The organism is Robertmurraya sp. FSL R5-0851 (genome assembly GCF_038002965.1).
Taxonomy (GTDB): Bacteria; Bacillota; Bacilli; order Bacillales; family Cytobacillaceae; genus Robertmurraya_A; species Robertmurraya_A beringensis.
The window spans coordinates 456,103-482,284 of sequence record NZ_JBBOOE010000002.1; the positions used below are offsets into that span (position 1 = coordinate 456,103).

19 protein-coding genes and 3 pseudogenes are annotated in these 26,182 nt (G+C 36.2%); 9 read left to right on the forward strand and 13 right to left on the reverse strand.

Annotation, left to right across the window (positions count from 1 at the left end; translation table 11 throughout):
* The first annotated feature begins 113 nt into the window (after nucleotides 1–113).
* The 4 genes from MKX65_RS26495 (at nucleotide 114) to MKX65_RS26510 (ending at nucleotide 4,046) form a co-directional block, all read left to right on the forward strand.
* Entirely contained in the window at nucleotides 114–1,391 is a 1,278-nt protein-coding gene (locus MKX65_RS26495; RefSeq protein ID WP_160549947.1) for an IS110 family transposase, read from the forward strand.
* Between the two features lie 444 nt (nucleotides 1,392–1,835).
* Complete coding sequence (locus tag MKX65_RS26500) at nucleotides 1,836–2,690, forward strand: hypothetical protein (protein ID WP_340906837.1); 855 nt, start codon at nucleotides 1,836–1,838, stop codon at nucleotides 2,688–2,690.
* Nucleotides 2,691–2,883: 193 nt separating this feature from the next.
* On the forward strand, nucleotides 2,884–3,555 hold the full coding sequence (locus MKX65_RS26505; RefSeq protein WP_340906838.1) for an ArsR/SmtB family transcription factor: 672 nt from the start codon (nucleotides 2,884–2,886) through the stop codon (nucleotides 3,553–3,555).
* A complete protein-coding gene (locus MKX65_RS26510; protein WP_340906839.1) occupies nucleotides 3,552–4,046 on the forward strand; it encodes a hypothetical protein in 495 nt (164 codons plus the stop codon). The genes MKX65_RS26505 and MKX65_RS26510 overlap by 4 nt, the downstream gene beginning before the upstream one ends.
* 105 nt (nucleotides 4,047–4,151) lie before the next feature.
* Here MKX65_RS26510 and MKX65_RS26515 read toward each other — a convergent pair.
* Nucleotides 4,152–5,713: pseudogene (locus tag MKX65_RS26515) on the reverse strand (IS3 family transposase).
* A gap of 81 nt (nucleotides 5,714–5,794) precedes the next feature.
* Here MKX65_RS26515 and MKX65_RS26520 point away from each other — a divergent pair.
* Complete coding sequence (locus tag MKX65_RS26520; protein ID WP_340906840.1) at nucleotides 5,795–6,295, forward strand: hypothetical protein; 501 nt, start codon at nucleotides 5,795–5,797, stop codon at nucleotides 6,293–6,295.
* Between the two features lie 541 nt (nucleotides 6,296–6,836).
* Here the strand turns inward: MKX65_RS26520 and MKX65_RS26525 are convergent.
* From MKX65_RS26525 to MKX65_RS26555, 7 genes and pseudogenes are all read right to left on the reverse strand, one after another.
* Nucleotides 6,837–7,982 (reverse strand): annotated as a pseudogene (locus MKX65_RS26525) (reverse transcriptase domain-containing protein); the annotation flags it as partial.
* 90 nt (nucleotides 7,983–8,072) lie between these two features.
* Nucleotides 8,073–9,086 (reverse strand): site-specific integrase, encoded by a 1,014-nt coding sequence (locus MKX65_RS26530; protein WP_340902108.1) that lies wholly within the window; start codon nucleotides 9,084–9,086, stop codon nucleotides 8,073–8,075.
* Nucleotides 9,073–10,059: a tyrosine-type recombinase/integrase gene (locus MKX65_RS26535; RefSeq protein WP_340902106.1), complete on the reverse strand. Its 987-nt coding sequence runs from the start codon at nucleotides 10,057–10,059 to the stop codon at nucleotides 9,073–9,075. The genes MKX65_RS26530 and MKX65_RS26535 overlap by 14 nt, the downstream gene beginning before the upstream one ends.
* Nucleotides 10,052–11,287, reverse strand: a complete 1,236-nt coding sequence (locus tag MKX65_RS26540; RefSeq protein ID WP_340902104.1) for a site-specific integrase — start codon at nucleotides 11,285–11,287, stop codon at nucleotides 10,052–10,054. Before MKX65_RS26540 ends, MKX65_RS26535 begins: the two co-directional genes overlap by 8 nt.
* Before the next feature lie 162 nt (nucleotides 11,288–11,449).
* Nucleotides 11,450–12,124 (reverse strand): annotated as a pseudogene (locus MKX65_RS26545) (reverse transcriptase domain-containing protein); the annotation flags it as partial.
* A gap of 908 nt (nucleotides 12,125–13,032) precedes the next feature.
* Entirely contained in the window at nucleotides 13,033–14,769 is a 1,737-nt protein-coding gene (locus MKX65_RS26550) for an ATP-binding protein (protein WP_340906842.1), read from the reverse strand.
* Nucleotides 14,769–15,845, reverse strand: coding sequence for an SIR2 family protein (locus MKX65_RS26555; protein WP_340906844.1), 1,077 nt, complete (start codon nucleotides 15,843–15,845; stop codon nucleotides 14,769–14,771). Before MKX65_RS26555 ends, MKX65_RS26550 begins: the two co-directional genes overlap by 1 nt.
* A 178-nt stretch (nucleotides 15,846–16,023) precedes the next feature.
* On the opposite strand from MKX65_RS26555, the gene MKX65_RS26560 reads away from it, so the two are divergent.
* Nucleotides 16,024–16,854, forward strand: coding sequence for a tyrosine-type recombinase/integrase (locus MKX65_RS26560; RefSeq protein ID WP_340906846.1), 831 nt, complete (start codon nucleotides 16,024–16,026; stop codon nucleotides 16,852–16,854).
* Nucleotides 16,855–16,899: 45 nt separating this feature from the next.
* Nucleotides 16,900–17,622: a hypothetical protein gene (locus tag MKX65_RS26565; protein ID WP_340906848.1), complete on the forward strand. Its 723-nt coding sequence runs from the start codon at nucleotides 16,900–16,902 to the stop codon at nucleotides 17,620–17,622.
* A gap of 39 nt (nucleotides 17,623–17,661) precedes the next feature.
* Here the strand turns inward: MKX65_RS26565 and MKX65_RS26570 are convergent, their stop codons facing one another.
* Entirely contained in the window at nucleotides 17,662–18,237 is a 576-nt protein-coding gene (locus MKX65_RS26570; protein ID WP_340906850.1) for a cell wall hydrolase, read from the reverse strand.
* Nucleotides 18,238–18,738: 501 nt separating this feature from the next.
* Here MKX65_RS26570 and MKX65_RS26575 point away from each other — a divergent pair.
* Nucleotides 18,739–19,791: a hypothetical protein gene (locus tag MKX65_RS26575; RefSeq protein ID WP_340906851.1), complete on the forward strand. Its 1,053-nt coding sequence runs from the start codon at nucleotides 18,739–18,741 to the stop codon at nucleotides 19,789–19,791.
* Nucleotides 19,792–19,809: 18 nt separating this feature from the next.
* Complete coding sequence (locus MKX65_RS26580) at nucleotides 19,810–20,568, forward strand: hypothetical protein (RefSeq protein ID WP_340906852.1); 759 nt, start codon at nucleotides 19,810–19,812, stop codon at nucleotides 20,566–20,568.
* 437 nt (nucleotides 20,569–21,005) lie between these two features.
* On the opposite strand, the gene MKX65_RS26585 is transcribed toward MKX65_RS26580, so the two are convergent.
* The 4 genes from MKX65_RS26585 to MKX65_RS26600 all read right to left on the reverse strand — a co-directional run bounded on the left by MKX65_RS26585 (nucleotide 21,006) and on the right by MKX65_RS26600 (nucleotide 26,178).
* The gene (locus tag MKX65_RS26585; RefSeq protein WP_160549960.1) at nucleotides 21,006–22,121 is read right to left on the reverse strand and encodes an IS4 family transposase; all 1,116 of its coding nucleotides are present in this window, start codon (nucleotides 22,119–22,121) and stop codon (nucleotides 21,006–21,008) included.
* Between the two features lie 530 nt (nucleotides 22,122–22,651).
* Entirely contained in the window at nucleotides 22,652–23,296 is a 645-nt protein-coding gene (locus MKX65_RS26590) for a hypothetical protein (RefSeq protein WP_340906853.1), read from the reverse strand.
* Nucleotides 23,296–23,832, reverse strand: a complete 537-nt coding sequence (locus MKX65_RS26595; protein WP_340906855.1) for a hypothetical protein — start codon at nucleotides 23,830–23,832, stop codon at nucleotides 23,296–23,298. The genes MKX65_RS26590 and MKX65_RS26595 overlap by 1 nt, the downstream gene beginning before the upstream one ends.
* 315 nt (nucleotides 23,833–24,147) lie before the next feature.
* Complete coding sequence (locus MKX65_RS26600; protein ID WP_340906856.1) at nucleotides 24,148–26,178, reverse strand: peptidoglycan DD-metalloendopeptidase family protein; 2,031 nt, start codon at nucleotides 26,176–26,178, stop codon at nucleotides 24,148–24,150.
* Nucleotides 26,179–26,182: the final 4 nt, after the last annotated feature.

Genomic DNA, 26,182 nt, shown 5'->3' on the forward strand with positions numbered 1-26,182 from the left:
TGTTAGAAGGATTATCGGGGACTTGAACAAAAAAGAGCCCTCTTGGTATGATACGGGGTGTCAAATCGTATGCCGAGATGACCCCTAACTTAGTTAACCAAGGAGGACTCCATATGGATTTTAAACAAAATCATAAAATAAATCAAGTCACCGAAAAAACACTTGTAGTCGGAATCGACATTGCCAAGAGGATTCATTACGCTTGCTTTGTGGATGATCGCGGACGGGTGCTCCGAAAGTCATTCTCTGTTTCTCAGTCTCGAGATGGGTTTGAACTTTTCTATCAATGTATTCTAACTGAAATGAAAGAACACGAGAAAACGGAAGTCATCGTAGGGATTGAACCTACTGGCCATTATTGGCTCAATTTAGCCTATTTTCTAGAGGAACGGGGCATCCCCCTAGTTATGGCCAATCCTATGCATGTCAAACGGTCAAAAGAGTTAGATGACAATCTGCCAACCAAACATGACCGCAAAGATGCGCTGGTAATCGCTCGACTCATAAAAGATGGGCGCTTCAGTTATCCACGTATCTTGAAAGACAAGGAAGCTGAACTCCGTGTGGGAGCAACGTTTAGGAGTAAATTGACAGAGGAACTTGGAGCTGTCAAAAATATGATGATTCGCTGGTTAGATCGCTATTTTCCTGAGTTTACCCAGGTGTTTCCATCATTCGGAAAAATGGCTATGGCTGTACTTGAATGTACCCCATTTCCAAGTGATCTTCATCAGAAACAACCCGATGAAGTTTTAACTCTTTATCGTCAGGTTGAGGGACTCAAATCCCCCCAGAGACCGAAAGCAATGCGTCTCATTGAAGTCGCTGCTAACTCCATAGGAGTAACAGAGGGACGTGAGATGGCCCGTATTGAAATCGCCACACTCGTTCGCCGTTATCACCAGTTGGAACAAGATATTGAAAGCATTACACAGCACTTGGTTGAACTTGTACAAACATCCGTAGAGTACGAATGGCTCTCATCAGTTCAAGCACTTGGAGATGTTACAATTGTCGATTTATTAGCTGAAATCGGTAGTTTTTCACACTATGTAGATTCACGCCAAATCATGAAACTTGCGGGACTAACATTACGTGAAAATTCCTCTGGGCAACACAAAGGACAGAAGCGCATTTCCAAAAGAGGCAGAAGAAGGCTACGCGCCCTCCTTTTCCGGGTGATGATGCCGATGATTCGCCATAATGAAGCTTTTAGAAAACTACATGAGTATTACACAAACCGTAAGGAAAATCCGTTACGCAAGAAGCAATCCATCGTGGTACTATGCGGAAAACTATTAAAAGTGTTACATGGAATCTGTACAAAGCACAAAGCGTTTGACGCACAGCGAATGATGAAGGATATTCCTAGTCTCGCAGAGGCTATGTAAAGTTCTACATCCCCTTAAAAGACCTAGACAATAGGATGACACGGAGAAGCTGGCAATATTTTTTCCATTCGACCTTGAGTCCCTAAAGGAGCTTCGCTAGCCTCTGCCTTATGACTAGACCGAACGAAGGAATGTAGGCACATTGATGCCCAGAGACATGGGAGGGTACGTCATCATAAGTTACGCAGAGATCCATTGTGCATCAAATAATTCCCTAACACTACTTACCACTATTACCCAGTAGTGACCGCGTAGCGTACCCATGTATTGGAATAGATTCACATAATATAAAAATATTGTTAGGGAACGTGTCGAAAAATATTTTTTTGACACCCCAGCAACGGGTTAAACTGTTGCTAAATCAACATTTATAGAGGGAGGTCTAAATAATTTATTTTTTTCAATATTACTTAGAATATCGAAGAAGGAGTTGGTGTAAAATTCATGTCCAAATATTGGTATGATTATTGTCCTAAAGGAGTAAAAAGTCGTTTTAAATTGTTAGTCTTTAATTGTCATGATCAACCCTTTCTTCCCTTAACAGAGTATTACCATGATTGTACTGGTAGGATTAGTAATAGTTCTACTCTATCGTACATTCAATCCCTCCTTCCATTCTTTACTTGGTTGGATCAATATAGTAATTATCAAGGGAAACACGTTAAATGGGACGATTCACCCGACAGGATACGTAAAGTCGTTGAAGATTATCTTATGAGTGAAATGGCTTGTAAAATTAGAGAGAAAGATACTTTTCGGTTTGTAAACCGTACAAACAAGAGTCCTAATACAGTAAATCGATTTCTTTCAGCGTTAAAATCATTTTATAAATCACTAATTCATTTAAAGTTCTATTTGTATTCCAATCCCTTAATTGATTCACATGCTGTTTTAAATATTTATAAAAGAGGGACTGAAGGGGTTAGAAAAGACAAGCCTCGAATGCCATCAGAAGCAGGAACAGAGGATGCTATACATCATAGAAGATTGACAGATTCTTATTTTAAATTGATTAATGAGGAATGGAAACCCGAAATTATTGGTGATATTTATCTTCCCTATCAAGTTTATGGAGCAGGGAAAAGAGTAAACTGGTCATTAAGAGAAATCTTAATTGCTCGATTACTTTTTGAAACTGGAGCAAGAGCATCAGAAGTTATTGAGTTGACAATTGGAGATTATCGATCTCGTAAATCATTTCAAGAAGCCAGTACTTTTAATAAAGGTAGCTATGGAAAAAGGGTGAAGTTTATCCGATTTAGCAAAGATACTGTAAAGTTATTGTTCAATGTCACCTAGATTAATAAAAAACTTGGAGGTTATCCAAAGTACAAATCTATGGTACGGTATACTTTTAATGCAAAACAAACTCTCTACAATTACAATTCAAGATTTTTCGAACGCAATAAGAAAATTAACCTCACAAGAGTTTTATGAAACGCTATTACCCTACAAAGATCGTTTACATGAAACATTCAGACGTAACGCTGCAATGAACCCAAATACACTTACAGAATATGCATCTCTATTTAAGGAACATGATTACTTAGAGGGTTATGTTCTATCGATTGCTCAAAAAACAAAAAATGAGATTATTGATTTATTTATTGAGACTCTATCTGATTGGTATGATTGGTTACACGAAATAGTCGATTGGAATAAATGGATGCAAGCATTATCCTTTGAAGGAAAATTTCAATTAAGTATTGATAATACTAAACCTATTGAAGAGATTGAAAGAATAACGGGTGGAGCAAAATACCTGCCTGAGCCTTCTATATGGCATATCAAGCTTATTCCACATGTATCCTATCGTCCATGGATTTTAGAACTACGTACAAGTGATACCAAATTGATCTTTTATCCATTAAAAGATCAAGCATTACTAGAACCAGGAGTACCCCCACAGGATCTTATTCGGGGACATAAAGCTTTGGGGGACGAACTTAGATTAAAATTACTTTATCAAATTATAAGAGGACCACAATCACTTCAAGATCTAAGTGTGAAGTTTAATGTTTCTAAAACAACACTTCATCATCAACTCTCTTTACTTAAAGCAGCAAAGTTTATTTCCGTTGATAAGGGTACCTATTCAGTTAACACAGTGCAAATCCAGTCATTTACTTCACGTCTTACTCAATACCTGGGTGACAAACTATGAAAATGACATATTCAAAATCATTTAAAGCTCTTTGGATTGGTGAGATTATCTCAGAATTTGGAGGAGTTGCTGGCGGAATTGTTAACGGTTTATTGTTATATGAATTAACTGGTTCAAAAGAATGGATGGGAGCACTCTGGTTGATTTACTTTCTTCCTTCCTTAATACTCCAAGGGATAAGCTCGCCTTTTCTTAACCATGTTATTAAAGAAAAAATGCTGAAAAATATACAACTGATTCGTTCGGGAGCGTACCTTCTCCCTCTCTTAGGCTATTTAAGTGGAGAAAATCACATTACAATTATAGGTTTAATTATTTTACAATGTTTATTAGGCCTAGTTCAGCCGATATATGCAAGCCTTTCATTCTCACTATTGCCTGATATATGTTCTGAAAAGGAGTTAGTACAAGCAAATAGTTTATTAGAGGGAACTCCGGTGTTTGTCAAGATAGTTGTCGCATTTAACTTGTTTACTAGTGTAAGAACGTAAGGGTAACTACCGCGCTTTGCTTGGTGGTCTTCTCATCAAAGAACAGAATTCATTCTGTTCTTTGATGAGAAGGGAATGGGTAGTTCAAGCTCAGTCGCAGTGGGGCTATTTTGTTCCATCCTTTTCTATCTTGTCCTTTATTGGGTTTAAAGCCACTGAATCATGTGCACTCCAGTCTCTAGTTGAGCGCGTCCAACGTTCTGGATGCTTTTGTTTCGCTAGTTCATAAACTTCTTTGCGCTTTTTCAGTATCCCAATATGCGCACCTGTATGGCATTGTTCTGGCGTCACAAAATTTATACCACTGTGTAAATGTATACAGTTATACCAATTCACAAATCTTAATGCCCATTCACGTGCAGCCTCAAGTGTTTCAAAGCCTCTGTACGGGAATTCAGGTCGATATTTCAGAGTCCGAAACATTGCTTCAGAATAGGGATTGTCATTACTTACTCTTGGTCTTGAATAAGAGCTTTGGATCCCTAATTTTTCAAGTAATACCTGAAATGTTGCGGCTTTCATGGGACTGCCATTATCGGAATGTAAAACGAGTGGTTTACCTTGGATTTTTTCACTAATAATCGTCTTCTTCATTAAATCTTCAGCGTGTTTTGCCTCCTCTGACTCCCAAATCTCCCAACCTACGATTTTTCTACTAAAAATATCGATAATTAAGTAGAGTCGATAAAACAAGCCTTTCACCGGCCCTTTTAACCACGTTATATCCCATGTCCATACCTGGTTTGGGGCTACTGCTAAATGACTTTCTGGTAATCTACCCTCGGGCTTTTTGCTTCTTCCCCGATGATTTTGCATTTTATGCTCACGAAGAACTCTATAAAAGCTAGATTCGGAGGCGATATAAATGCATTGATCTGCTAATTTTGGCACGATTTGAGTAGGCGGTAGGTCTACAAATTCCTCTTTTTTAACAACCTCCAGTATCTCTTGTTTTTCCTCTATCGTTAATTTATTTTTTGGCTCTGGACGTAACGCAATAGGGCGTTGATCCTCCTTGATTCCACCTTCTGAAATCCAGCGTTCATAGGTGCGAACGCTAATGTTCAATTCTTTACACGCCGGGGCTAATCGCGCACCATTTTGGTTTGCTTCTTGGATGAGTTCTACTGCTAGTGCGCGATCTGACGGGCTGATCATTCGTCCTCTTGGTCCCCCCAGATCGCTTGGGCCTTTTTTCTTAATAGTAATAAGGCTGCAGCTTCTGCCAATGCTTTTTCTTTTTTACGCAAATCTTTCTCTAATGCCTTTCCTCGCTTTTTCTCCTCTTTTAATTCTTGATTTAACTGCTTTGTTTGACTAGATTCTCGCCCATTTGCATTAAGGCATGAATCTCGCCATGCGTCAATCTGTTCTTTATAAAGTCCCTTTTTTCGACAATACTCCGCTAGCTCCGCACCATTCATTGAGTATGTTTCCATAACTATGAGAAACTTATCTTCACTGCTCCAGTGTTCAGAACTTTGTCCATCTCCGGGTGTGGGGTTTCCAGATGATCTAGCCTCTTTTCTCCACTTGTAAAGCGTGGGTTCAGTAATGCCCAACTCTTCACTTAATTGGCCAACCGATTCATTAGTGGGGGGCATCATTCTCTTAATAATTGATGCTTTCTCTTCCTTTGTATAACGTTTACCATTATTACTTTTCATGTCGATCAACCTCCGTGTATGATTTAAACTATACACTAAAGTTCCCTACGACATCTATCCTAACAGAGGGGGACTCTCAGATTGATGAGTTTTATTGCACCTGGTGTTACATCATTACTTCTTATAGTCAGTCCTCTTTATGTTATATATGCTATCTCGAGTCTAATGTTTATTTTAAGCTATATATCCTTATTACAAATACCACAGAAGAGTGTAGAAATATTTGCAACGTGGTCCAAAAAATTCTGGTGGGAAGAATTAAAAGCAGGTTATTTTACTTTTTTTCAATACCCACATTTATTAAAACTAACTATCTTATCTTCAATTGTGCAGTTTGCCGTAGGAGCAACCATGGTAATAAATGTTCCTTTCATTCGTGGAGAACTCGATGGACAAGCTTGGGAGTATGCGGTATTCTCTGGGACTTTTCCCGTAGGATATGCTATAGGAATGTTACTACTCACAAAGTTACCAAAAAACAATCTTCTAATGTATTCTGGTTTAATCGGTGGTGGCCTTTCCTTTGTTTTGCTTTACTTTACTTTGTTCCATCTATCCCATTGGCTTGGGCTTGTGAGCTAATAGGAGGCATTTTATTTCCGCTATTCAATGCTCAGAGTGCTGCATACTTTCAGAGAGAAGCACCTAGAGAACGTCTTTCACAGTTAAGTTCAATTCGTTTGCTATTTTTAAGGATAACTATGCCATTGGGGATTTTGTTTGCATCAGTTTCTTTCTTAGGGATTAGCACTCGATTAACCTATTTATTAATTGGTACATTCATTGTACTTCCTGGTTTATATTTTTTAATAAAGTCAACTTTTAATAAGGATTCATCTGTTAGACAAGTTAGAAATATTAGTTAACAAAAAGTGCAATGCTTGTGATTAGGAGGCATCGCACTTTTTTGTATGCTTCTTCAATTATACTGCCCCTACTCTACTAGAAGAAAGTTCAACATAGAAAGGCCTTAATCCTTCTTGATACAGATAGGTAAGGGTTTGAGGTTATCGCTCCCTTTTCCCCCTGTCCACACCGTACGTGCGACTTTCACCGCATACGGCGTTCCAACTAATCCAATTCATTCAATTCTATGTAATTGGTGAAGCAAGTTCATTTCCAATCAAATTTTATAATTTAGGCATAGTTTTCGTAGTTCATTAACTTTTTCCTTTTGCTTTTTGTTAAGATGTAGAACACCAAGCAAAGTATTGATTTTATTAACATTTTTCAGATGAACGAGTTTGTGAATAGCTTCATGTAACACTATCAAATTTGAATATCGGTCATCCTTTGAAATGTAATAAGGAATCTTGTGATGACAATGCCAGTCGCTTTTTCCAAGTTCTGCTCCAGTCACTGCACACTTTCCGTATTGCGCTATGAACTTACTGATGCGGTTATCATTATATTCAATCGTTCGATTTGGAATGAAGTTTTTCATGACATAGCCTAAGACGCTTTTGTTAATCGCTTTTAAATTATTGTGTATTTTTGCTCTACCTTCGGCAGTATAATTACACACATCTTGAGAGAAACAAAGATTTGTTTTATGCCGTTGAGCATAGATAGGGACAAAAACCATGTTTTGAATCTTAAAATATTGTGGCGAGTATCCTTTATAACGTTTTTGAAGCGTGCTTGTCATATCTTCAAACTTAGCTTCTGTTCTGATATTTTTTAGTCGATTGTATAGAGTCTTGTTTAAATGGGAGGACAACTCACTTAAATTATTAGAAATGTTAGTAGCTGCTGCGTAATAGTTTTGTATTCCCATTACGACTGTATTATAGTGCCAAACAGTTTCAGCACAAGGCTTCTTCTGAATTACTTTTATAGAATCTTTAATTTTAATGAGTGCATTGGACTTAGCTTTCTTCGTCATATTTGATTGTGCTACAAATCCAAACCTTGTTTTTCCTTTCCTTATTGCACGAAAAGAAAAGCCAAGGAATTCGGAAGAATTTTTCTTTAAATTGATAACCTTTGATTTTTCATCACTTGTCTCAAGATGTAGTCTAGTTTTAAGAAAATCCTTGATGGCATAATTCATTTTGATGGCTTGCGAACGAGTGCGACATAAAACCTTGAAATCGTCGGCGTATCTAACGATGTAACATTCTTTTAGGTTTGATTTTTTGAGTTCCCTTACTTTGCTTCCATTTCGTTTATATTCATGGTTGCTCTGAAATGTTTCCCACTGATTACTAATCCACCAATCTAGTTCATTTAGAACAATATTTGATAAGATCGGTGAAAGTATTCCCCCTTATGCAAAGTAAAATATTATGCAAAGTAAACTTTCTAAACCCATAAATAATAAGGGGTTATATCCCATTTACTTTGCATAATTTCTGGCCTACTTTAATTCGGAAAGCCAAGTAAGCAATGCCTGATCCTTATTCCAGTCGGGAAGAGTGCTATCAATCAAATCAGGGTAAACATTTTCAATTGCCTTTCTTTTCGTCTCAGTATCTATTCTGGCGTAAATTTCTGTCGTCTTTATATCTACATGTCCAAGAAAATCACGTATGTATATGAGATTTACTCCTGCTTGTAGTAAATGCATTGCCTTCGAGTGACGAAACATATGGGGTTTCACTTTCGAAGGAACTAGGGTTGATGTTCTCCTAGCTAATTCAACATATTTTGTTATTATATAGGCAATCCCTTCCTTAGTAAGCTTGTTTTGCTGATTATTTGTAAAGAGAGGATATTCATTTTTCCATGGTTTATCCAGATTATTTTCGATAATATAGCGTTCCAATAATGATACGGAATTTTTCAAAAGAGGAACTCGCCTTGTCTTATTTCCTTTTCCTGTTAATACAATCACTGCCGGATTTTCTAAGATTACATCCCTTACTTTTATATCAATTAGTTCCTGCACCCTTGCGCCAGTATCATACAGAACACTCATCAATGTAAGGTCACGTCGACCCTTAATGCAGCCCCTTTCGGGCTGTTCTAGAAGTAGTTTCATAGCCTCTGGTGACAGATGCTCCACCACAGTTTTCTCTGCCTTTTTGGAGGGGATTGCGATTACTTTTTGAAAATGGAAAAGACCGGAAGGTTCTTCGGCCTGAACATAACGAAAAAAGGAATGAATCGCTGAAAGCCTCTGATTTCTAGTAGAGATGCTACATTTTCTAACCTTTTCTAGCCAGCCCAGAAAGCCAATAAGCGTTTCACTTGAAAGAATATCTAAAGTAATCCTTTCTGCTCGAATGTTTTTCTTTTCTTGGCAATACTTTATCAAAAGTTTAAATGTATCACGATATGATTGAATGGTATTCCTACTGACATTTTTCTGTGACGGAAGGTACACCGAAAGAAATTCCGTAAGGTGCTTCGCAAAATCAGTTGGTTTCATCGTTATCACCATCTAATTGAGGAATCATTCCCGGATACCGCGTTTCAAGCCTTAATGTAATAGATGGAAACACATCCGCAGTCAAGCGCAGATAATAAGCAGTTTCTTTAAAGGAATCGTGACCCAAATACGTTTTAAGTACTGGAAGATATACCGTTAAATCCTTTTCTTCATCAACCCATTTTTTCAGACAATGAACTGAATAAGAGTGGCGAAAGTCGTGGATACGAGGACCATTTCCTCTTCCACCATGTGAAATTCCAGCACTCCATAAAAACCTACGGAAATTTTTATAGACATTTCCGGTCGTCATCGGTCTGTTATCAAGCGCAGGAAAGTAATAATCTTCGGCACTTGGATAAGGATGTACCATTTTCGAATAAATCCGACAACGTTCCGTAAGGGACACCGACATTGGTACCAACCTGCTGTTATCTTTTTTAGATTGATTTATAGTCAGAATACCATTTTCAAGGTCAACGTCAGCTACTTTGAGAAGCCTTGCCTCGGATACCCTTAAACCGCACATATAAATCATACGAAAGAACACGGGCATAATCAGATGTCTGTGTGGACATTCGGAACAGTACTTGCATTTTTCCGTTTCAGCAAAAAACCTTTCTAGTTCATCAAAAGAATAAATATACGGTACATATTGTTCCTCCGTAGGAAAGTATCCCTTGGGGATGATATATGCTTTAACTCCAATGGAATCCAGATATTTCCCAAACTGGCGGATGACTGATGCGCGTGAACATAAATTTGCTTGTGCCTCGTAAGTTTTTTTACTACACCAGTCTAATACGATTTCTTTAGTAAGTTCAGTGGCTTGGGGATACTTTTCCATTGTAAAACTGTCAAATCGATTTAAATCACGTGAATCCCTATCATATTTATATCCAATAGCCTTTTTCAGTCCCACATGAGCTTGGATATGACTTTTAAAAGGGCCTTTATATATGATTTCACTCATCACTCAATCCCTCCTTAAAATCAAGGGAACATTCTTTCAACCTTTTGATGTCAACCTTTAAGTAAACTGCTGTTGAGTTTGTATCTACATGACCAAGGATATCTGAAATGGTGGAAAGTGGTGTATCTTTTTCGAGAAGTATACTGGCCATGGTATGCCTAAGGGAATGCATTCCTCTTCTTTTTTTTAATGTAGGAATGTGTGCTAATTCCATGTACCTTTTAATTAACTGATTTAAATGATCTCCTTCAGAAAAGGGCCCAAATGGTGCCATGTGCTTTACAAATACATAGGGGCTGTTTATTTTAGGACGACCGTACTTAAGATACTCAATAACTGCCCATCCCACCTCCGGTGTTAATGGAAGAGTTAAAGGCTGCCTAGTTTTTGATTGAGTAAATACAAGCCTTTTCTCAGCCCAGAGAAAGTGCTCCATTTTCAAATTTTTAATATCTGTACACCTTAAGCCGAGGCAACATGCTATTAATATAATTGCATAATCTCTTTTGCCCTTTGGACTCCCTCTATCAATGGCAGAGATTAACCTTTTCAATTCATCTTCTGTCCATACAGATGGAATACGGGTCTGTTTTCTTGCCTGAATCATAGGCGTTTTTGAAGCAAAATCAATCTTTATTTCTTCTGTAACTAGGAGAAAGCGGAAAAAGGCACGCAAGGAACAGATATTTTGTTCTACTGTTTTGTATGTATATCCCGCCAAGGTTTTAATGTAATCGTTAATCAATGTAAGATTGATTTCTTTACAATCTTTAACTTTCTGCGAAGAAAGATAATCCATGAATCTAGCAGATTGTTTTACATAATGGTCTATTGTGGCTTTGGAATAATCTTTATTTACACAGTATTGCTTAAAACGGTTACTAATTTCGATAAAGTAAAAATCCGTAAGGATTTCCTTATGCTTATAGTAGCGACGTAAAATAGTTGAGTGTAGTTGAAAATCACCAATCATTCGAATAATTCGAAGTTCTTGAGTCTCTGACTGTGTAAGAGATTTATCAAAATCTTTTTCGAGGATATGAAAGTATTTTTCAACAAACTTAATTCCCAACCCTTCCGAATAGTATGTTTCACCTTGTTCATGTGCAAATTGGAGCAGTTTCTGCCATCTACTTCGGTAAAACCTCATAGATCCCTCGGTATAGCCAAGCCGAATCATTTCTTGTTCTAGGTCCTGAATTAATGCATCCAACGGTTTCTTTTGCATATGTATTTCCTCCCAAAATGATAATTTGAGCATCAAGCTCATAATTCATTTTCGGTTATTATGCAAAGTAAATAGACTAGAATCGTTGAATTAATAACTTTTTTATTGGTTACTTTGCATAATCACTTTCTTTGCATAAGGTGGATTATGCTAAGCTTTGCATAATCCTCCTTGCGGGGTGCCTTTGGTCGGTACGCCTTCTCCTTCAATCTCTGCTTTTAATATCTTTGAGATGACGGAGAGTAAAGATTTATCTTTTATTCCCATTGACCATATTTGTTTGAGTAACTTGCCATGGTTCACGTTATCAAAAAATCCTTTTATGTCTACATCTATGCAATGATAAAGACCCACCATATTGATAAGCGACTCCAATCTCGCCTTCGCATGATGGGTACTTCTATTTTGTCTGAAGCCGTAACTATGTTTATGAAATTTTGCCTCACAAATGGGTTCTAAGACTTGTAAGATACATTGTTGTATAATCCTATCCCATATTGTCGGGATTCCTAATGGTCTAACTTTTCCATTTGCTTTAGGAATGAAAACACGACGAACACATTCTGGTTTGTATGATTGGAACATTTTTTGAATGTGTTCAATCACTTCTTCTACCGACAAAAGCTTAATGTCATCAATTGTTAACTTATTTGTCCCTGCTGTTTTACTCCCAGTGTTTCTTTTGATGTTTCGATAAGCAAGACGTATATTTTCATTTGAACTAATCAGTTTCAGTAAGTCATAGAAATTTTGACCATCGACACTTTGAGCATATAAATTATCAAAGCAATGTTGCATATCATAATACTCATTGTGTCTCAGTTTCTTCCGTTTCAACAAGTCGGTGACTCCCTTCGGAGTTGAACCTCTATTAGTCTCACAAGAACCTTATTAACCGATAAAGAACTGTCATACATGGTTGAATGATTCTTTTTAGTCTAGTGGCTATCCCTCCAGGTTGATTAGACCTTTCATTGGTACTGTGCCACCACTTTCACTGATACAAAGAAAAGTTATACATTAACTATTATCATTATTGCTTTCCTAATCACCGCTTCATAGAGAATAAGCTCTCCACGTTATCAGCTTACAACGTTGAGTTATATCTATTATAGAAAGAACTTAGGTGCTTCCTCTAAGCCTGTTAGCCGTTCATATGCCTGTAACATACCATGGACTTTCATATTAATTAGTCTTACTCATCCATTGCTAACCTCACATTAAGTGATATACACATTTCTATGTATTGGGCGTTTAGACCCGTACATTCAGAAGTTTGTCAGCTTAACCTTTTCTTATAGGTTTTTTTTCGCATTCTCACCATATTCAATCAACTCAAGCATCATGAATTACACCACTCCATCGAGTAGGCTTTCGACAGCCGAACTGCTACGGTAATTTCTCACGCCTTTTCGCCGAGCTTATAACACTATCATTCTTACTAAATCCGGTGCTATTCGACTAAGAGAGAACCCTTCAGGGCGTTACCCCGTCATTTGATTCTTCAATATAACCCTTCAGTTCCGACAGGAACTGTCTGACCTTTACCTGAGTATTGTAACCAATCTCAATTTAAGCCAGAAACATTTCGCACGATCAAAGCCCCCGTGAGTAAATAGGTTAGGGTGTATTTTCGTTTCTAAACAAGATTAACCCACTAAACAACAATTAGACGCGTTATGAAATAAAACACGCCTAATTGTTGAATGCTAAATAGGGATTATTGCTATAATATCAAAGCAGATTTACTCTAACGTTTGACGCTGAAGATTTTTTACTGATTGGTTTAAATTTTGATTAACCTGTCCATCTTTCCAAATTGACCAAAATTTAAGACTATTAGATTTCGGCTTGTATATCGGTTGGTCAATCTTTATTCTTGAAGGCAATAAACATGCATCTCCTACAACAATACCTTCACCAACACCTAGAGTAGGTAGAACTTCTTTAATTCCTCCTAAATTTTCAGGTAATAAATTACTTACAGCGTTTTTATCTGATTGATTCGATAGTCTTAATGCTATTACATTATTGCATTGACTCATAATAGTAGTATTTAATTCAGATGGACGTTGACTAATAATAGTTAAGCTTACTCCATATTTACGACCTTCTTTTGCAATTCTCTCAAAGTGGGTCAACGCCCTTTTTTCAGATGCATCTGCTAACTGCTTTGCTGGTAAATACAAGTGAGCCTCATCACATAGCAATGAAATCGGATATCTTCTTTCTGAAGGAGTCCATTGCTGAATTTGAAATACAATTTTTGCAACTAAACTAATCACAATTGGTAAAATATCTGATGGAACCTCTGAAAAATCAACAATTTTAACTCCACTATTCTCGTCACTTGATGGTTCCATAAGGTCATTTACTAGTTTTATAAGATAATCAGACTTCAACTTTTCCTCATCTAAATTAAATAAAAATCCATATCTCCTATCATCTAACTTTGAATTTATTCTTGGAAGAAATCGGTCAAATCTCCCTTTAAAAGGGCCGTTGACCAAACCTTTAGCTCCTTGAACCCTTTCATTATTCAATTCTTCAATTTTGTCGACAACATAATTCATTTTATATGGGATCGGACTGTCGATAGTAAATGTCTCAAGCTCTTCTAGCAGTACCATTTCTTCTAGGAGGTTTCTTTTAGCTTCAAGTACAGTTGTTGAAAACACCATTGCTTGGTTAGGCGCATTTTCATCTGTTCTATCTAAAATTAAAGCAAGCATATCTTCATACCCTAGTAACCAATAAGGTAAAAATAACACTTCTTCTCCTGGATTGTCTAAATCTCCAGGACCTGCTATTCTGAATTTTTTAATTTTATCGTGTTCTGCTAAAGGTGAATACTCTCCATGAAGATCTAAAATTATCATATTTGAATTTTTCAAGGAAGCTGCTTGTTCTACTATTTTCGCTACAGTGTATGATTTTCCTGAACCAGTTGATCCAACTATCATTGCATGTCTTTGAAAAAAGGCATCTCCATCGAGTATAGCTTTTGAGTCATTAGATATGGCATAACTTCCTAATGTAAGCGCGGTATCTGAAGTGGCGTTCTCTTCTGCAACAAGTGAGGTGAAAGAAGATAAATATTCCCCTGTAAGATAAAAACAATCTGCACCTATCTCAGGAAGAACCTCTACAGCACGTGTAAACTGAGCTCTCTGTCTCTCTATATTTGGGCCATTTAAGGTTCCTAATGCGTTAATGATAGCTGAATTATTAACTTTAAGGCTTATACCATCCTCTATTGCATAATGTGTAATGTCGTCAACTCTCAACACACGGTCAATTCTACCTATTAATCGAACATTTGGATTAGATGTATGAAGGATAACAAATCCATTTACATTTAGGGTCTTTAAAGTATCATCATCAGGTATATTAACTGTTACACTGTAGCTATCAACTTTAACAACTTGTCCCACACTCCTTATATGTGGTATCTCAAACAAATTAACAATGTCGTTAACCATTATTCAGCCCCCCATGCAATATCAAGTAAACCCTTAAAACTCCAACAATTCTTCTCATAGAAACTCCCCTCATCAACTATATCACTTATAATTCGACTTCCATTTTCAGCTTCTTCTATCGCTAAATAGTTCCTTATCTTTTCTAGCTTAATAATATTTAAAAAAGATTCTGATAGCTCTTTCGCTATTATAATTTTAGGAATTGAACTATTTAGTATCAAAGAAGTAAACGATCCCTGAATATGTATGTCATTAAAGCCAAACCCATAGAAAACTACACTCTTTGTTTCTTGAATAGAATGATTCATCTCAGCAATAACATTATTATATGGTTGTTGATGAGTTTCTAAATATTTTCCTATCCCTGGAGTAACAATAACCGGAATCAAATTACTTTCTCTAAGCAAAGGTAAGTCAGAATAACCTACATTTGATATATTCACGAACCTATCGTCTTCTGTCTTAAACCAACTTAATGACCCATGAGGTTTATATATTTTCACGTGGCAAACCTCATCACGTATTACGCCACCATTTCTTCCCCTTATTTTAATCTCTATCAATCTAGAATGAAAATCGCTATAGGAAATTGGATAAGAAACAATTCCAGTATTAAATCCATCCCAGCTTTGTAACCCTGCTACTGAAGCCGAAAACTCAATTATTTGATCATAATTTGTAGTCACAACATTCAATACTTTATTTTTAGTATGGTGATACTTCTTAAAATACCTAACAAATCCGCAAATATCTTCACCTGTTGAAATTTTCATCATGGTTTTCTTTTCGTCTTTTGCAACGCAAGCCCATGTATGTTCTACAATCGAGGTCGTTAATGAATCAGAGATTTTGGGTACTGATTGCAATGCAGACTCTAAATCTACATCTTCATTTAATAATTTTCTTATTTTTGTCCATACTTCACCATCCTCACCCATATTACCGACAATATTTGTTTGTAGATACTGTGACAATTGATACATTCCTGGTAACCCTGCACCACAAGAAGAGCCGCTTCCAATTACTAAAAGTGGATTGTCTGATAATGCTTTTTCAATATAGGATGCTAATTTCATCTAGCCCTCCGTCTCCAAGGTTTTTATATGTTGGATTATTTTTACATATAATATATCATTTTTATTTAAATTTTTCTCGAATATATACAAAATTACGATATTTTTGTCGAACAGTTATAATGCTATTCTTTTTAAACAACGTAGATTAGAAACATAACCTTCAATAAAAAATCGCAACTTGAAAGAAGGATGTAAACGGTACATTAAACAACGACTTTTAAGCGGTCATAATTTTAGTACATCAGCAGCACAGTTATATACCCGATATTTACCAGGATTTATAAATTTAATAACAAAATTAGAACCCGACTGGAATGATTTTAATCAATTAACTCGCAATCATATCCTTCAGTACATTGAATATCTAAATAGTTATACAAAAAACTTCACCCATAAAAAAGCTAATCCCGAAAAATATAAAAAAGAGGCGCTCAATTGTGTATCCAAATTTTTAAGGGATAGCCAAATGTACGAGTATGACTTTGCACCTAAAAAAAGTGTCTCAACTTTAATCTATCCTGAAGACAAACCAACTGAAAAAAAGAAACCTTATGACCAAGTGGATTATATTCCCGAATTTGTATTGGAGCAATTGTTTAATAATATTAATGAACTTCATCCAAATGTTCAGCCAATTACATGGATTGCTTTTAAGACAGGTCTTAGAATTTCCGATACTCTGGGGTTAACTCATGATTGTTTAGTTAAATTAAATGATAAATATCAAATTGTAACAGACATTGAAAAGACCTACGTTAAAGGACATTCAATACCTATTGATGAACACTTAGCTAATATAATAGCTGTATTAATTGATAGATCTAAACAAATGAGTAATGATGATAATAATCCAAAGAGATACATTTTTGTCCGTTATGTAGGAGCTAGAAAGGGAAAGCCCTACTATCAGCACTGGGTTGCAGAACAACTTAATATATTAGCCCGAAAGGTAAACATTGTAGATGAAAATGGAAACTTATTTCCCTTTTTTATGGTGATATTTTATTGAATAAGAAAATTGAATTAATAAATAATATAAAAAAGGAGGGGTTTTATGAAGTTTGTTAAGAGTTTTATTAGTGGAATAATAATGATTTTATGTATAGATTTCTCTGACGTTTATGCAAAAGGAGACTTAATATCAGCTAATAACCCAATTGAGGAGAAGGATATATTAGTTGGGGAAATAACTGAAGCGAAAATAAAATTGTTTGCTAAAGAAACAGATGAAAAACTTGTTAATTTCAGATTAGAATTAAATGGTTCACAAAGATTTTTCCCTTTTTGGCAAAATGTAGTAAATAAAGCTTATTGGCCAAAACTTTTTTATAGCGACATTACTAAAGATGATAAAAAGGAATTAATTATTGTGTTAACAAAAGGTTATGGCACTGGGGTATTAGAAGAAGAAATTCATGTATTTAACCAGGTTAAATCTAACGATGGGTATATTTACCAGGAAGTGCTTGTTGATAATCCATTAGCTATCGTCTTAAGAAATACAAAAACAAAATTAACTAATAAAGAAGCGATTATAACTATTGGAGAAAAGAAAAGTATAATTAAACTAGATGATTTGGAAATTAACCCTGATAACCTTTTCCCAGATATTTACTCAGGTAATATAATTCGGTTTGATGTATCAAATGGCGAGTTAATATCTACTATAGGTGCAACTATATCCCCATCTGGATATATAGGTGATTTTAAAATAACATATACCCTTAAGGATAAGTTGTATCAAATGAAGAATATAGAATTTATTCCTGTTAACTAATTAAAAGGCATCCAGCAGAGCTTGCCAGATGCCTTTTAATTAGTATCCTGATACCCGGAAAAAAGTATGACCACCGATAACATATTTCTCAACAACCTGAGAATAAGATGCCCCTCCATTAAAGGTGTATCCAACATAAGTCGGGAATTGATAGGTTCTGGATGTATAAACGCTATTTGTATTAAACCAAAGTGTTTTACCAACTGGATTAGTAGCTGTATTTATATTTGAAGCAACTGATAAACTATCAAGCCAAGCAGTAGAAGTAGTTGATGGACAACGAGCAAGGGAAGTGGTCATTCCAGCAAAAGAACCAGGCTTTAAAATTACGCCTGAATAGGTATTACCACCAAATTCAGAAAGGTTCTTAGCAATTCTGTTTTTTACAACAAAGCCTACACCTTTTTTACCAGTTAAAGATTCGGAATATGCTTCTGCATAAATTAAGCGTGCTAATAAATCAGTACTAGTAAGACCATTAAATTCTGATAAGCCCGTTTGATCAGACAAACATGAACCTGCTGCTGAAGCTTTTGATGGTAAACCAAAGTTAATTAATAAAGCAAAAGATAAAATCCCAAAACAAAGAATGCTTGATAATAACCTCTTTTTCACAATCCCACACCCCTTTATTTTTTATTAATAAATAAAATTCTAACAAACTTCTGGAAAAACCTTTATTTATTACAAAAATATGTAAAATGATTACATTGTCCTAGCATTATTCTTGCGCTCAAATATTAATAAGTGAACTTTTGATGAAATGTACTTTAAAATAATAAGGCCATTACATATTAGACATAAATAATATGTAATGGCCTTTGATTTATATGTCTTTTAAAAAGATAGGTATTGATAACTCAAACTAGGTAATAGTTGAATTATCATCAAATGGCACTTCGCTCTTTCCTAAAAGCATTGGAGAAATAAACAATTCTATTCACCCACCTCTACCCAATTTTATCAAGAATGGTCAAAGGTTTCATTGGGAGTTAAAAGGAGTGGAGGAAGTGACAAAATTGGCAGGAAAAGCCTGTCATTTCAGGATTCACCCCTAAAAACAGAACTTGATTATGAATCTATATATGATATAATTATTATAAAGGAGGGGTTATGATGAACACACTACTTAGTGTGGCGAATGCTGCCATTCAATATAATAGAGGAAGACAAACAGGACTAGCAGGTCTAGCGGGTATTGGAATAGCTATCCTTATTGCTTGCTTATGGGATTATATTGTACCAGTTTTTGATTTCTTAGGGATTGTGGATTTTTTAGATAGACACGGACTGCTCTTCGAGGGGGAAGGTGGCTTAACAGGATTTATTCTATTTACGATTGCTGTTAGAGCGTCTATCGCATTTATGGTTATTGGTACCCTTCTTATTACAGTTGGACTTCTACTCTCCAAATTTTTATCTTCTGAATGGGCATTGAAGCTATTAGTTATGCCTGTAATGATGCTAATGTTAATTCCAGTAGTGGTAGTTCTGATGATTAAGGATTACATAACAACTCCAAAATCGGTAAGGGCAGAATATAAAAAGTTAAGAGAAGATAAACAAGCTGAACAAGAACGTCCAATCGTTGATGTTATTAATGAATCTTACGAAACATTGGAATTAGATAGAGCTCTAACGAGATTAGATAGGTTACCAACGCTGGGAGATTCCAATTTCCTATTAGCTTTAACAAATAAGAATGAAATATATGTAATAGTTCCTAGAGTGAAAGGAATGTTTAGTGGACATCATCTTTCAGATGAATTACCCGGAGAAAAATTAATTATTAACAGAGATGTAACAATCGACGATAAAGAAAAATCTTTAATCTCTAAACTTACATTTGACCGAGTAGAAAATCCATCATCTAGAAGAGATTATCGTCTAGGCAAAGTAAATAAGGATGAGGTAGTTCGTTTTTTCCATGCGACTGATGAAGCAGTTTTAAACATGTACTCTGAATTAGCAACAAGTGAAGGTTTTAAGAACTATGTCCACTACGAAGTAAGCTCCTATTTTGAAAGAAAAGAAAACTTACAAAAACAAGTGGCTTCTGCTGCTACTTCTGAAGAGTTTAATGAAAAAGTTGAATTACTCAAAGAAATGAATGCCTACAATGAAGATATTGTTAGGCTTATGTGGGAATCTTCCAAACAGGAACAATAAAAGGAGTGCTTAAAGGGCATGGAAACCAACGAAAATAAAGGTAAAGACTACATTCCCTTACTTCTCCCCTTTAAAAGTAAAGTGACTACTACAAAAGAGTGGGATAGCTTTGTAAAGGAACAAGAACCGTCGCTCCCTTCCGCTTCTATTCTAATCTATAGATACGGTACCTGGAATGATGTTAAGAGGTTACTTGGAGTAAAGGTAAAGACCCCCTATTCAAGAGTAGAAATAGAGAAGATCATAAAAAAATATCGTAAACATATGCTAAGTCGAAATGTTTGGGATAAGTTTGCTAAAAACCATGAACTTCCCACTTCAAGGGCAATAATAGAAGTATTTGATGGTAAATGGAGTGAGGCAAAGGCATTTGTTAATGTTCACACGGAACTTAAGAGGACTCCAGACTATAACAAAGAAGATATAAAAAAAGTCTTACTGGAACATGGAGATAAATACGAAAATCAAAGACAATGGAATAAATTTGCTAGCGAAAATAAACTTCCGAACTATAATACAATAAAAACGCACTTTACTTATGATGAAATGATGAAAATTATAAATAGACCAAAAGCAACGAAAACTCTTAGTAATGAGGAGCTAATAAGTCTTGCACTTGAGCATAAGCAAATGTTTTTTCATTCTAGTATGACTAGGTGGGATGAATATGCTAAAGAAAAGGAACTCCCTAAAAGTAACACGTATCATAAGAGATTTGGTTCATGGAAAATTGCGAAAATTGAAGTGACAAAATCTCAAATGAAAATGGGGAAATAAATTCTTCTTTAAAAATGGATTAGGTGTTGTAAAAATCTGACTTTCAATATAGATTGCTGTTGGCTTGTATCCTTGCTTCAATGATGGTAGGAAATTCAAGTTCATTTTCTTATGGTGTGAAAACAATTACTCTAAGTTTATCCTTAATTATTATAGCTATTGTAAGTGTTAGGCTTGTATACATGAAAGTAAAAGGTTCACGGAATTCGTGATAACTGTAGAGTAGGAAGTTGTTAAAAGACACTAAATATGTAGGAGAAATTTAAAAATGGTAAAGCTAAAACTAACCACTAGTGTTGCATGAATAATATTTAAATTTTCAGTTTAATTATTTTCCTTATTTGGAGCCAAAAAAGGAAATACCCATACAAAGGTGGCTCTATCCATTTGGAAATTATTTTACAATTAGACTGAGGTGACACCGACAGTTTGGCTGATTAAGGAACAGCCTTTCCTTCTATTTTTCGAATCCAGATCGTAGCCGGCTTCCACAATGCTGCCTTTAAATATCGGCTAATCTGCAGAATTTTCCTCTTGCTGTCCGTCTCGATCTGCGCGAGAACATTGAGACAATAGACGATTAACGCGATGAACACCTGATTCTGTATCGCCCACTCGCTTTGGCCGTAGAACTTTTTGATGTTTAAGTGCTGCTTGATCCATTTGAAAAAAAGTTCAATGGCCCAGCGGGCCTTGTACATCTCTGAAATTTCTTCTGCGCTCAAATCAAAACGGTTTGTGATGAGGTGAAGCAGATTCCCTTTTGAATCAGCCACTTTTAGAAGACGGAAGTAATTCTCTGTACGGTTTTGTGTGCTTCCGAGCAACACCATTTGATCAGACAAAACAGATGAATCATCAGGTAATGGAAAATCACTGACTTCTCGGATCACAGCGTTTTTGCGTAGTCTAGAGAGAAAAAAGTATCCATCATCCGTCATACGGTCAAAGCGCTCGTAGTCCAGATATCCTCTGTCAAACACATACATGCATTCTTTGTCATCGACCAGAACCTCCAACTGACCTCGGTCATGTTCACTGGCTTTGGTGATGACGGCTTTTTCCGGATAGGAAGATCCCTTTTCCATGAAGACAAGACGAAGATGTAACTTTACGCCTGCTTTAGTTTTCCGAAATTTTGCCCACCGATGATTCGTCAAATTAAGTGGCAATGTACTCGAATCAATGATTTTCAAAGGCATAACCAGTTTTGTATAGTGGGTTTTGGCGTGAATCCGCCCCACTAAATCGAGGAAAAGAAGTTGAAACAGATCTGGATTTAAGCTGTTTAACCGTCGAGATAACTGAGAAATACTGATCGAATCTAGTTCAATTCCCTTTTGAAGCTGTTCGTCAAAAAGACAATCACCAAGAGCGTGCAGGCTCTCGACTTCAACTAGCTGCGCAAAGAGCAGCAGTTTCAGGAAGGACTCTGTCCTTAACTTTTTTGTATAATAGTCTAATTTCTTGATTTTCACCTGATCTTCAATTAATTGAAGATTCATGGCTGAAAACCATTGCCCAAATGAAGTTTTTCGTGTAATCTTGTCCATGCGTGTGTCCTTTTTAGTGGATTTGGACGGGTTACCACCTGACTTATCCATTATAAAGGACTTTTTCTTTGCACAAAATAAAATTAGTGAAGATTTTGAGTCTTTTTAATATTGAAATTAAATTAGTGCAACACTAGTGAAAACTAACAAATGATAATATTTATGACTTTATTGAAGAATGGCACAACAGCGATTCTGAAAAAGAGTTACATGAATATCTGGGGCTTACTTTTGAGCAGTATGCATATTGGGTAAAAACTGACCAATTACCAATTACTGATGAATAATAGTACTTGAATTTTGTAAAGGAGTGATAAACATGTTATTTAATCCTGTGGCCATCAGATCGTTATGTTATGCGGGCTTATTATCAAGTGTGCTGGCAATAGTCGTGTGCTATTTATTTCAGGAATATGAGCCGGTTATGACAAAAGGGTTTAGTTTGCTAATATGGAGCTGTGTTTATTGCTTACATAAAAAGCGAGGTACATGGTGAAAGGATTAATATTCATAAAAACAGCACCACTAGTCTAGCTGGTGCTGTTTTCTATATGGTCAATCATATCCCATACTGAATTAGTTATTACATACATCTGATGAACTTCTCCTTCGTGATGAATGTCCTCTACTGTCATCAATTCAAGTATTATATCTGCCTTCTTTTTATCTCTGTATGTAATAGTTAGAGTAATGGAGTTCGTTTCTTGATCCATGAAACCTTTATTCACCTTATAGTCAACCGCTTTTAAAGTCCCTTTTCGGGAAAGTCTTTGCATAATTTCTTCAGTGACAGCAAACTTATCAGGGTTTTTATGTTCGAATAAATCTTTAGATATAGAATCTGGATAGAAGCTAGAAAGAAAGATATCAATATTATTATCAAGCAAACCTGCAATAAAATATTTTATGACATCTTCCTTAGGGTCACTATGGTGATTATGATCCTCTTCAGACGGAGTGAAGAATCCAATTTCTGCTTCCACTCCATTTTTCTCTATCCACTCCGTTGTGTTATTGGCATATTCTTTATATTCTTCCACTTCTGTTAAAACCTCACTTTTTGCTTCTACAAGGTCTATACTCTGTTTTCCGAGTGATGGACTAATAAAAAGATATACAGAGACACCTGCAATGATGAAGATAATAACAAGGGACCAGATAAGTTTCGAATTCATTATTGAGCTGCCCCTTCAGTAGCTTCTAGTTGTTGGCGAAGGATTTTCCATTGGTTTGCTATATTAGCTTGGCTAGTTTTAATTTCAACGTATTCACTTCTTAAATAATCTTTGTCAATTTCGGTATCCGTTTTATTTGCCATATCAATAGCATTAAGAAGCAATTGATGTGAACGATTGATCAAGACAATTAGGTTTTGATGTGCCTCAAAAAGTTCAGGATCCGGGTCTACATTTTCAACCTCAGTTACAAGGGCATTCGATTGTTCAATAGTCCCTTTGATCGCACTAGCAAACTGCTCTCTACTGTAATTTTGGGTATAAAGCCCATCTACAGAATCATTAAATGTCTTAAGTATAGTTGTCATTTCTTTAATAAAACTTTGAAGTGATTTATCGTATTCTTCTAAATATGATTTATTTTCAGCCGTTACTTTTAGATTTGCAGTAGGCTTCTCTTTTGAGGAGCATGCTCCAAGGAGAAATATAGATAATACAAGTGTTAGAGAGATTAAGAATCTCTTTTTCATTTTCATTTTAATTACCTCCAAGTGTATCTAGTTCCTTTTTTTGTATTCTGCCAAAGTAAGTAATAATATAGGGGGAATTCTGAAATCCCCCCCTGAACTCTAATAAGCTTCTGTTCAGTAACAAAAAAACAATTAAAAACTGTCAACCGAAAACATGGATTTACCAACGTTCTTTTGAAAACTACTTACAAAAGAATCACGACAGAACCAATCTCAATTTTTTATACAGAAAGTATGCATTTATAAGAATTCGCTTTAAAGGTTCTTTTGTTCTTTAAGTATTCTTTTGGTTTTTAAATCTATTTTGTCATTCCACAGCTTCTAAAATGGTACTACCAAAGCAGGATTTATAGCATTTGCTTTATTTTGGCTCCAAGCACCAAGATGGACCTCGAAGTGCAAATGGACTCCATCAGAATCTCCTGTATCCCCCATAAGACCAAGAAATTGTCCTTGTTTAACAGTTTGCCCTAAAGTGACAGCACGACCTTGTAAGTGTGCATACACTGTCTCATAGGCTTGTCCACCAATATTATGTTTTATATAGACAACATGTCCATAAGTTCCTGAGTAGGCAGACCTACTAACTACTCCGTCGGCTGAAGCCACAACCTGAGAATCCAGTGCTCCTTTAACGGGAGGGGCAATGTCCGCACCATAGTGCATTCCACCGCTACGATTACCGAACCCAGATGTATTACGACCTACAGCGGGTTTCATAAAACTACCAGGTTGTAGTGGAGGAATCTTGTCTCCGTTTGCTTGATAAGTTGCTGCATTTTTAAATCCTTCCGCTGCATTCAGAACCTTATTGACATACCATTCTGCATGGTTGTAATGCCAAACCGCTCCACGAGGATCGTTAGCATAATTGTTTTTAGAAAGGTAGTTTGCGGCGGTGTGAACACTATCTTCAACATCCCATGGGTCTGCCTTTCCGTCACCGTTACCATCAACTCCGTATCCCCGACCTTGAGCTATAACTGCTAAACTTGTAATATCTACACTTGGAGAAACCCTACCGCCTCCAATATTGTAGGACCAACCAACCCAGGTTGCGGGCATGAATTGCATGTGGCCGACAGCTCCGGCTGATGATAACATGGTGGGGTGAGTAGAGAATCCGGTTTCGACAAAGTGTATACCAGCTAGGGTATACCAGTGGACTCCGTATTTCTTTTCTGCGGAAAGGTAATATGGCATAAATTGAGGTGGAACACCACCTCCTGGTGTAATGATTCCATCAAAGCCTATGAATCCACCCCCGTACGACCCTCCACCGCTATTTGTAGATAACCATTCACTGTATTCGATAGTGCCGCCCATGAAAAGATAATTCGCTTCTATTAATTTCTTATCATTGATTCCTAAACCATATGAATTTAGGATATTGTCAAAAGTACCATAATCAGTACGTTGAGTTTTTTGAGAGGTAAAGTATTGATTTCTAGTTTTTGTTGTAGTTTTAATCTCTACTTGTCTCTCAGTTTCTACGTCTACATATTTAGTAACTAATTTTGTTACGTACACCGTTTTGGTTGTACAGATATTTTGATACTTAGGAGGATCTTCTGATAAGATTTTTCTCTCGCACGTTTCTTGTTGTACTGGAACTTGAATCTCTTCAACGACCTTTTTAGTTGTTGTTTCTTTTACCGTCTTATAGGTAGTGACAGTACTACTTTTCCATGCGGAAATATGAGCTGTGTATGTAAAAGAAGTGGAACCGTTCCAATAATCGACATGTTCAAGTTTATCCACGTATTTATCGTCCCTCTTAATATCACCTGTCTTACAGCTACCGTCTTCACAAACAGTGACTTGTGTTTCTGTCCACTCGTTATATCGGCCATATTCAAATTCAGGTGCTAAAGCGGTTGCCATCTTCTTGATAACTTCTCTTATATCTTCATTCTTTGAGAAGGCATCAATTTGGACAGTGGCTGCAATAAGTTTTTCAGGTACTCGGTATGGTTTCTCTATTGAACTATTCATATTTACGGTTGCGTTAGCACGTTCAACAATATACTGGTGAAGTTTCTTATCTTCTCCTGCTAGTCCTTCGCCTGTGCCAAATAGGAAAGACCAAGCAAGAGAAACCACTACTAGAGCAGTTATGATGGCTAGGGCAATCCCAATAATGGGAAGCCCTACAGTACCAACAATCCATGCGAGTAATTTACCTAATACCATAGCAAACTTTTTAACTGCTATTTTTGCTAGCTTCGCGGCTAGTTTACCACCTTTTTTAGCAAGCTTTTTAACTACTTTTCTACCTTGTCTTTTTGCTTGATCCTCAGCAAATTTCCTTATCTGGGATTTCTCTTCTTGTTCTCTTTCAGGAGGTAACATCTAA

Coding starts and splice junctions, on each gene's coding strand:
- MKX65_RS26540 (WP_340902104.1), bottom strand. CDS start 11,287: ATGCAAAAGAAACCGTTGGATGCATTAATTCAGGACCTAGAACAAGAA.
- MKX65_RS26495 (WP_160549947.1), top strand. CDS start 114: ATGGATTTTAAACAAAATCATAAAATAAATCAAGTCACCGAAAAAACA.
- MKX65_RS26565 (WP_340906848.1), top strand. CDS start 16,900: ATGAAGTTTGTTAAGAGTTTTATTAGTGGAATAATAATGATTTTATGT.
- MKX65_RS26510 (WP_340906839.1), top strand. CDS start 3,552: ATGAAAATGACATATTCAAAATCATTTAAAGCTCTTTGGATTGGTGAG.
- MKX65_RS26555 (WP_340906844.1), bottom strand. CDS start 15,845: ATGAAATTAGCATCCTATATTGAAAAAGCATTATCAGACAATCCACTT.
- MKX65_RS26580 (WP_340906852.1), top strand. CDS start 19,810: ATGGAAACCAACGAAAATAAAGGTAAAGACTACATTCCCTTACTTCTC.
- MKX65_RS26530 (WP_340902108.1), bottom strand. CDS start 9,086: ATGAAACCAACTGATTTTGCGAAGCACCTTACGGAATTTCTTTCGGTG.
- MKX65_RS26590 (WP_340906853.1), bottom strand. CDS start 23,296: ATGAATTCGAAACTTATCTGGTCCCTTGTTATTATCTTCATCATTGCA.
- MKX65_RS26585 (WP_160549960.1), bottom strand. CDS start 22,121: ATGGACAAGATTACACGAAAAACTTCATTTGGGCAATGGTTTTCAGCC.
- MKX65_RS26595 (WP_340906855.1), bottom strand. CDS start 23,832: ATGAAAATGAAAAAGAGATTCTTAATCTCTCTAACACTTGTATTATCT.
- MKX65_RS26505 (WP_340906838.1), top strand. CDS start 2,884: ATGAACCCAAATACACTTACAGAATATGCATCTCTATTTAAGGAACAT.
- MKX65_RS26535 (WP_340902106.1), bottom strand. CDS start 10,059: ATGAGTGAAATCATATATAAAGGCCCTTTTAAAAGTCATATCCAAGCT.
- MKX65_RS26550 (WP_340906842.1), bottom strand. CDS start 14,769: ATGGTTAACGACATTGTTAATTTGTTTGAGATACCACATATAAGGAGT.
- MKX65_RS26575 (WP_340906851.1), top strand. CDS start 18,739: ATGAACACACTACTTAGTGTGGCGAATGCTGCCATTCAATATAATAGA.
- MKX65_RS26500 (WP_340906837.1), top strand. CDS start 1,836: ATGTCCAAATATTGGTATGATTATTGTCCTAAAGGAGTAAAAAGTCGT.
- MKX65_RS26600 (WP_340906856.1), bottom strand. CDS start 26,178: ATGTTACCTCCTGAAAGAGAACAAGAAGAGAAATCCCAGATAAGGAAA.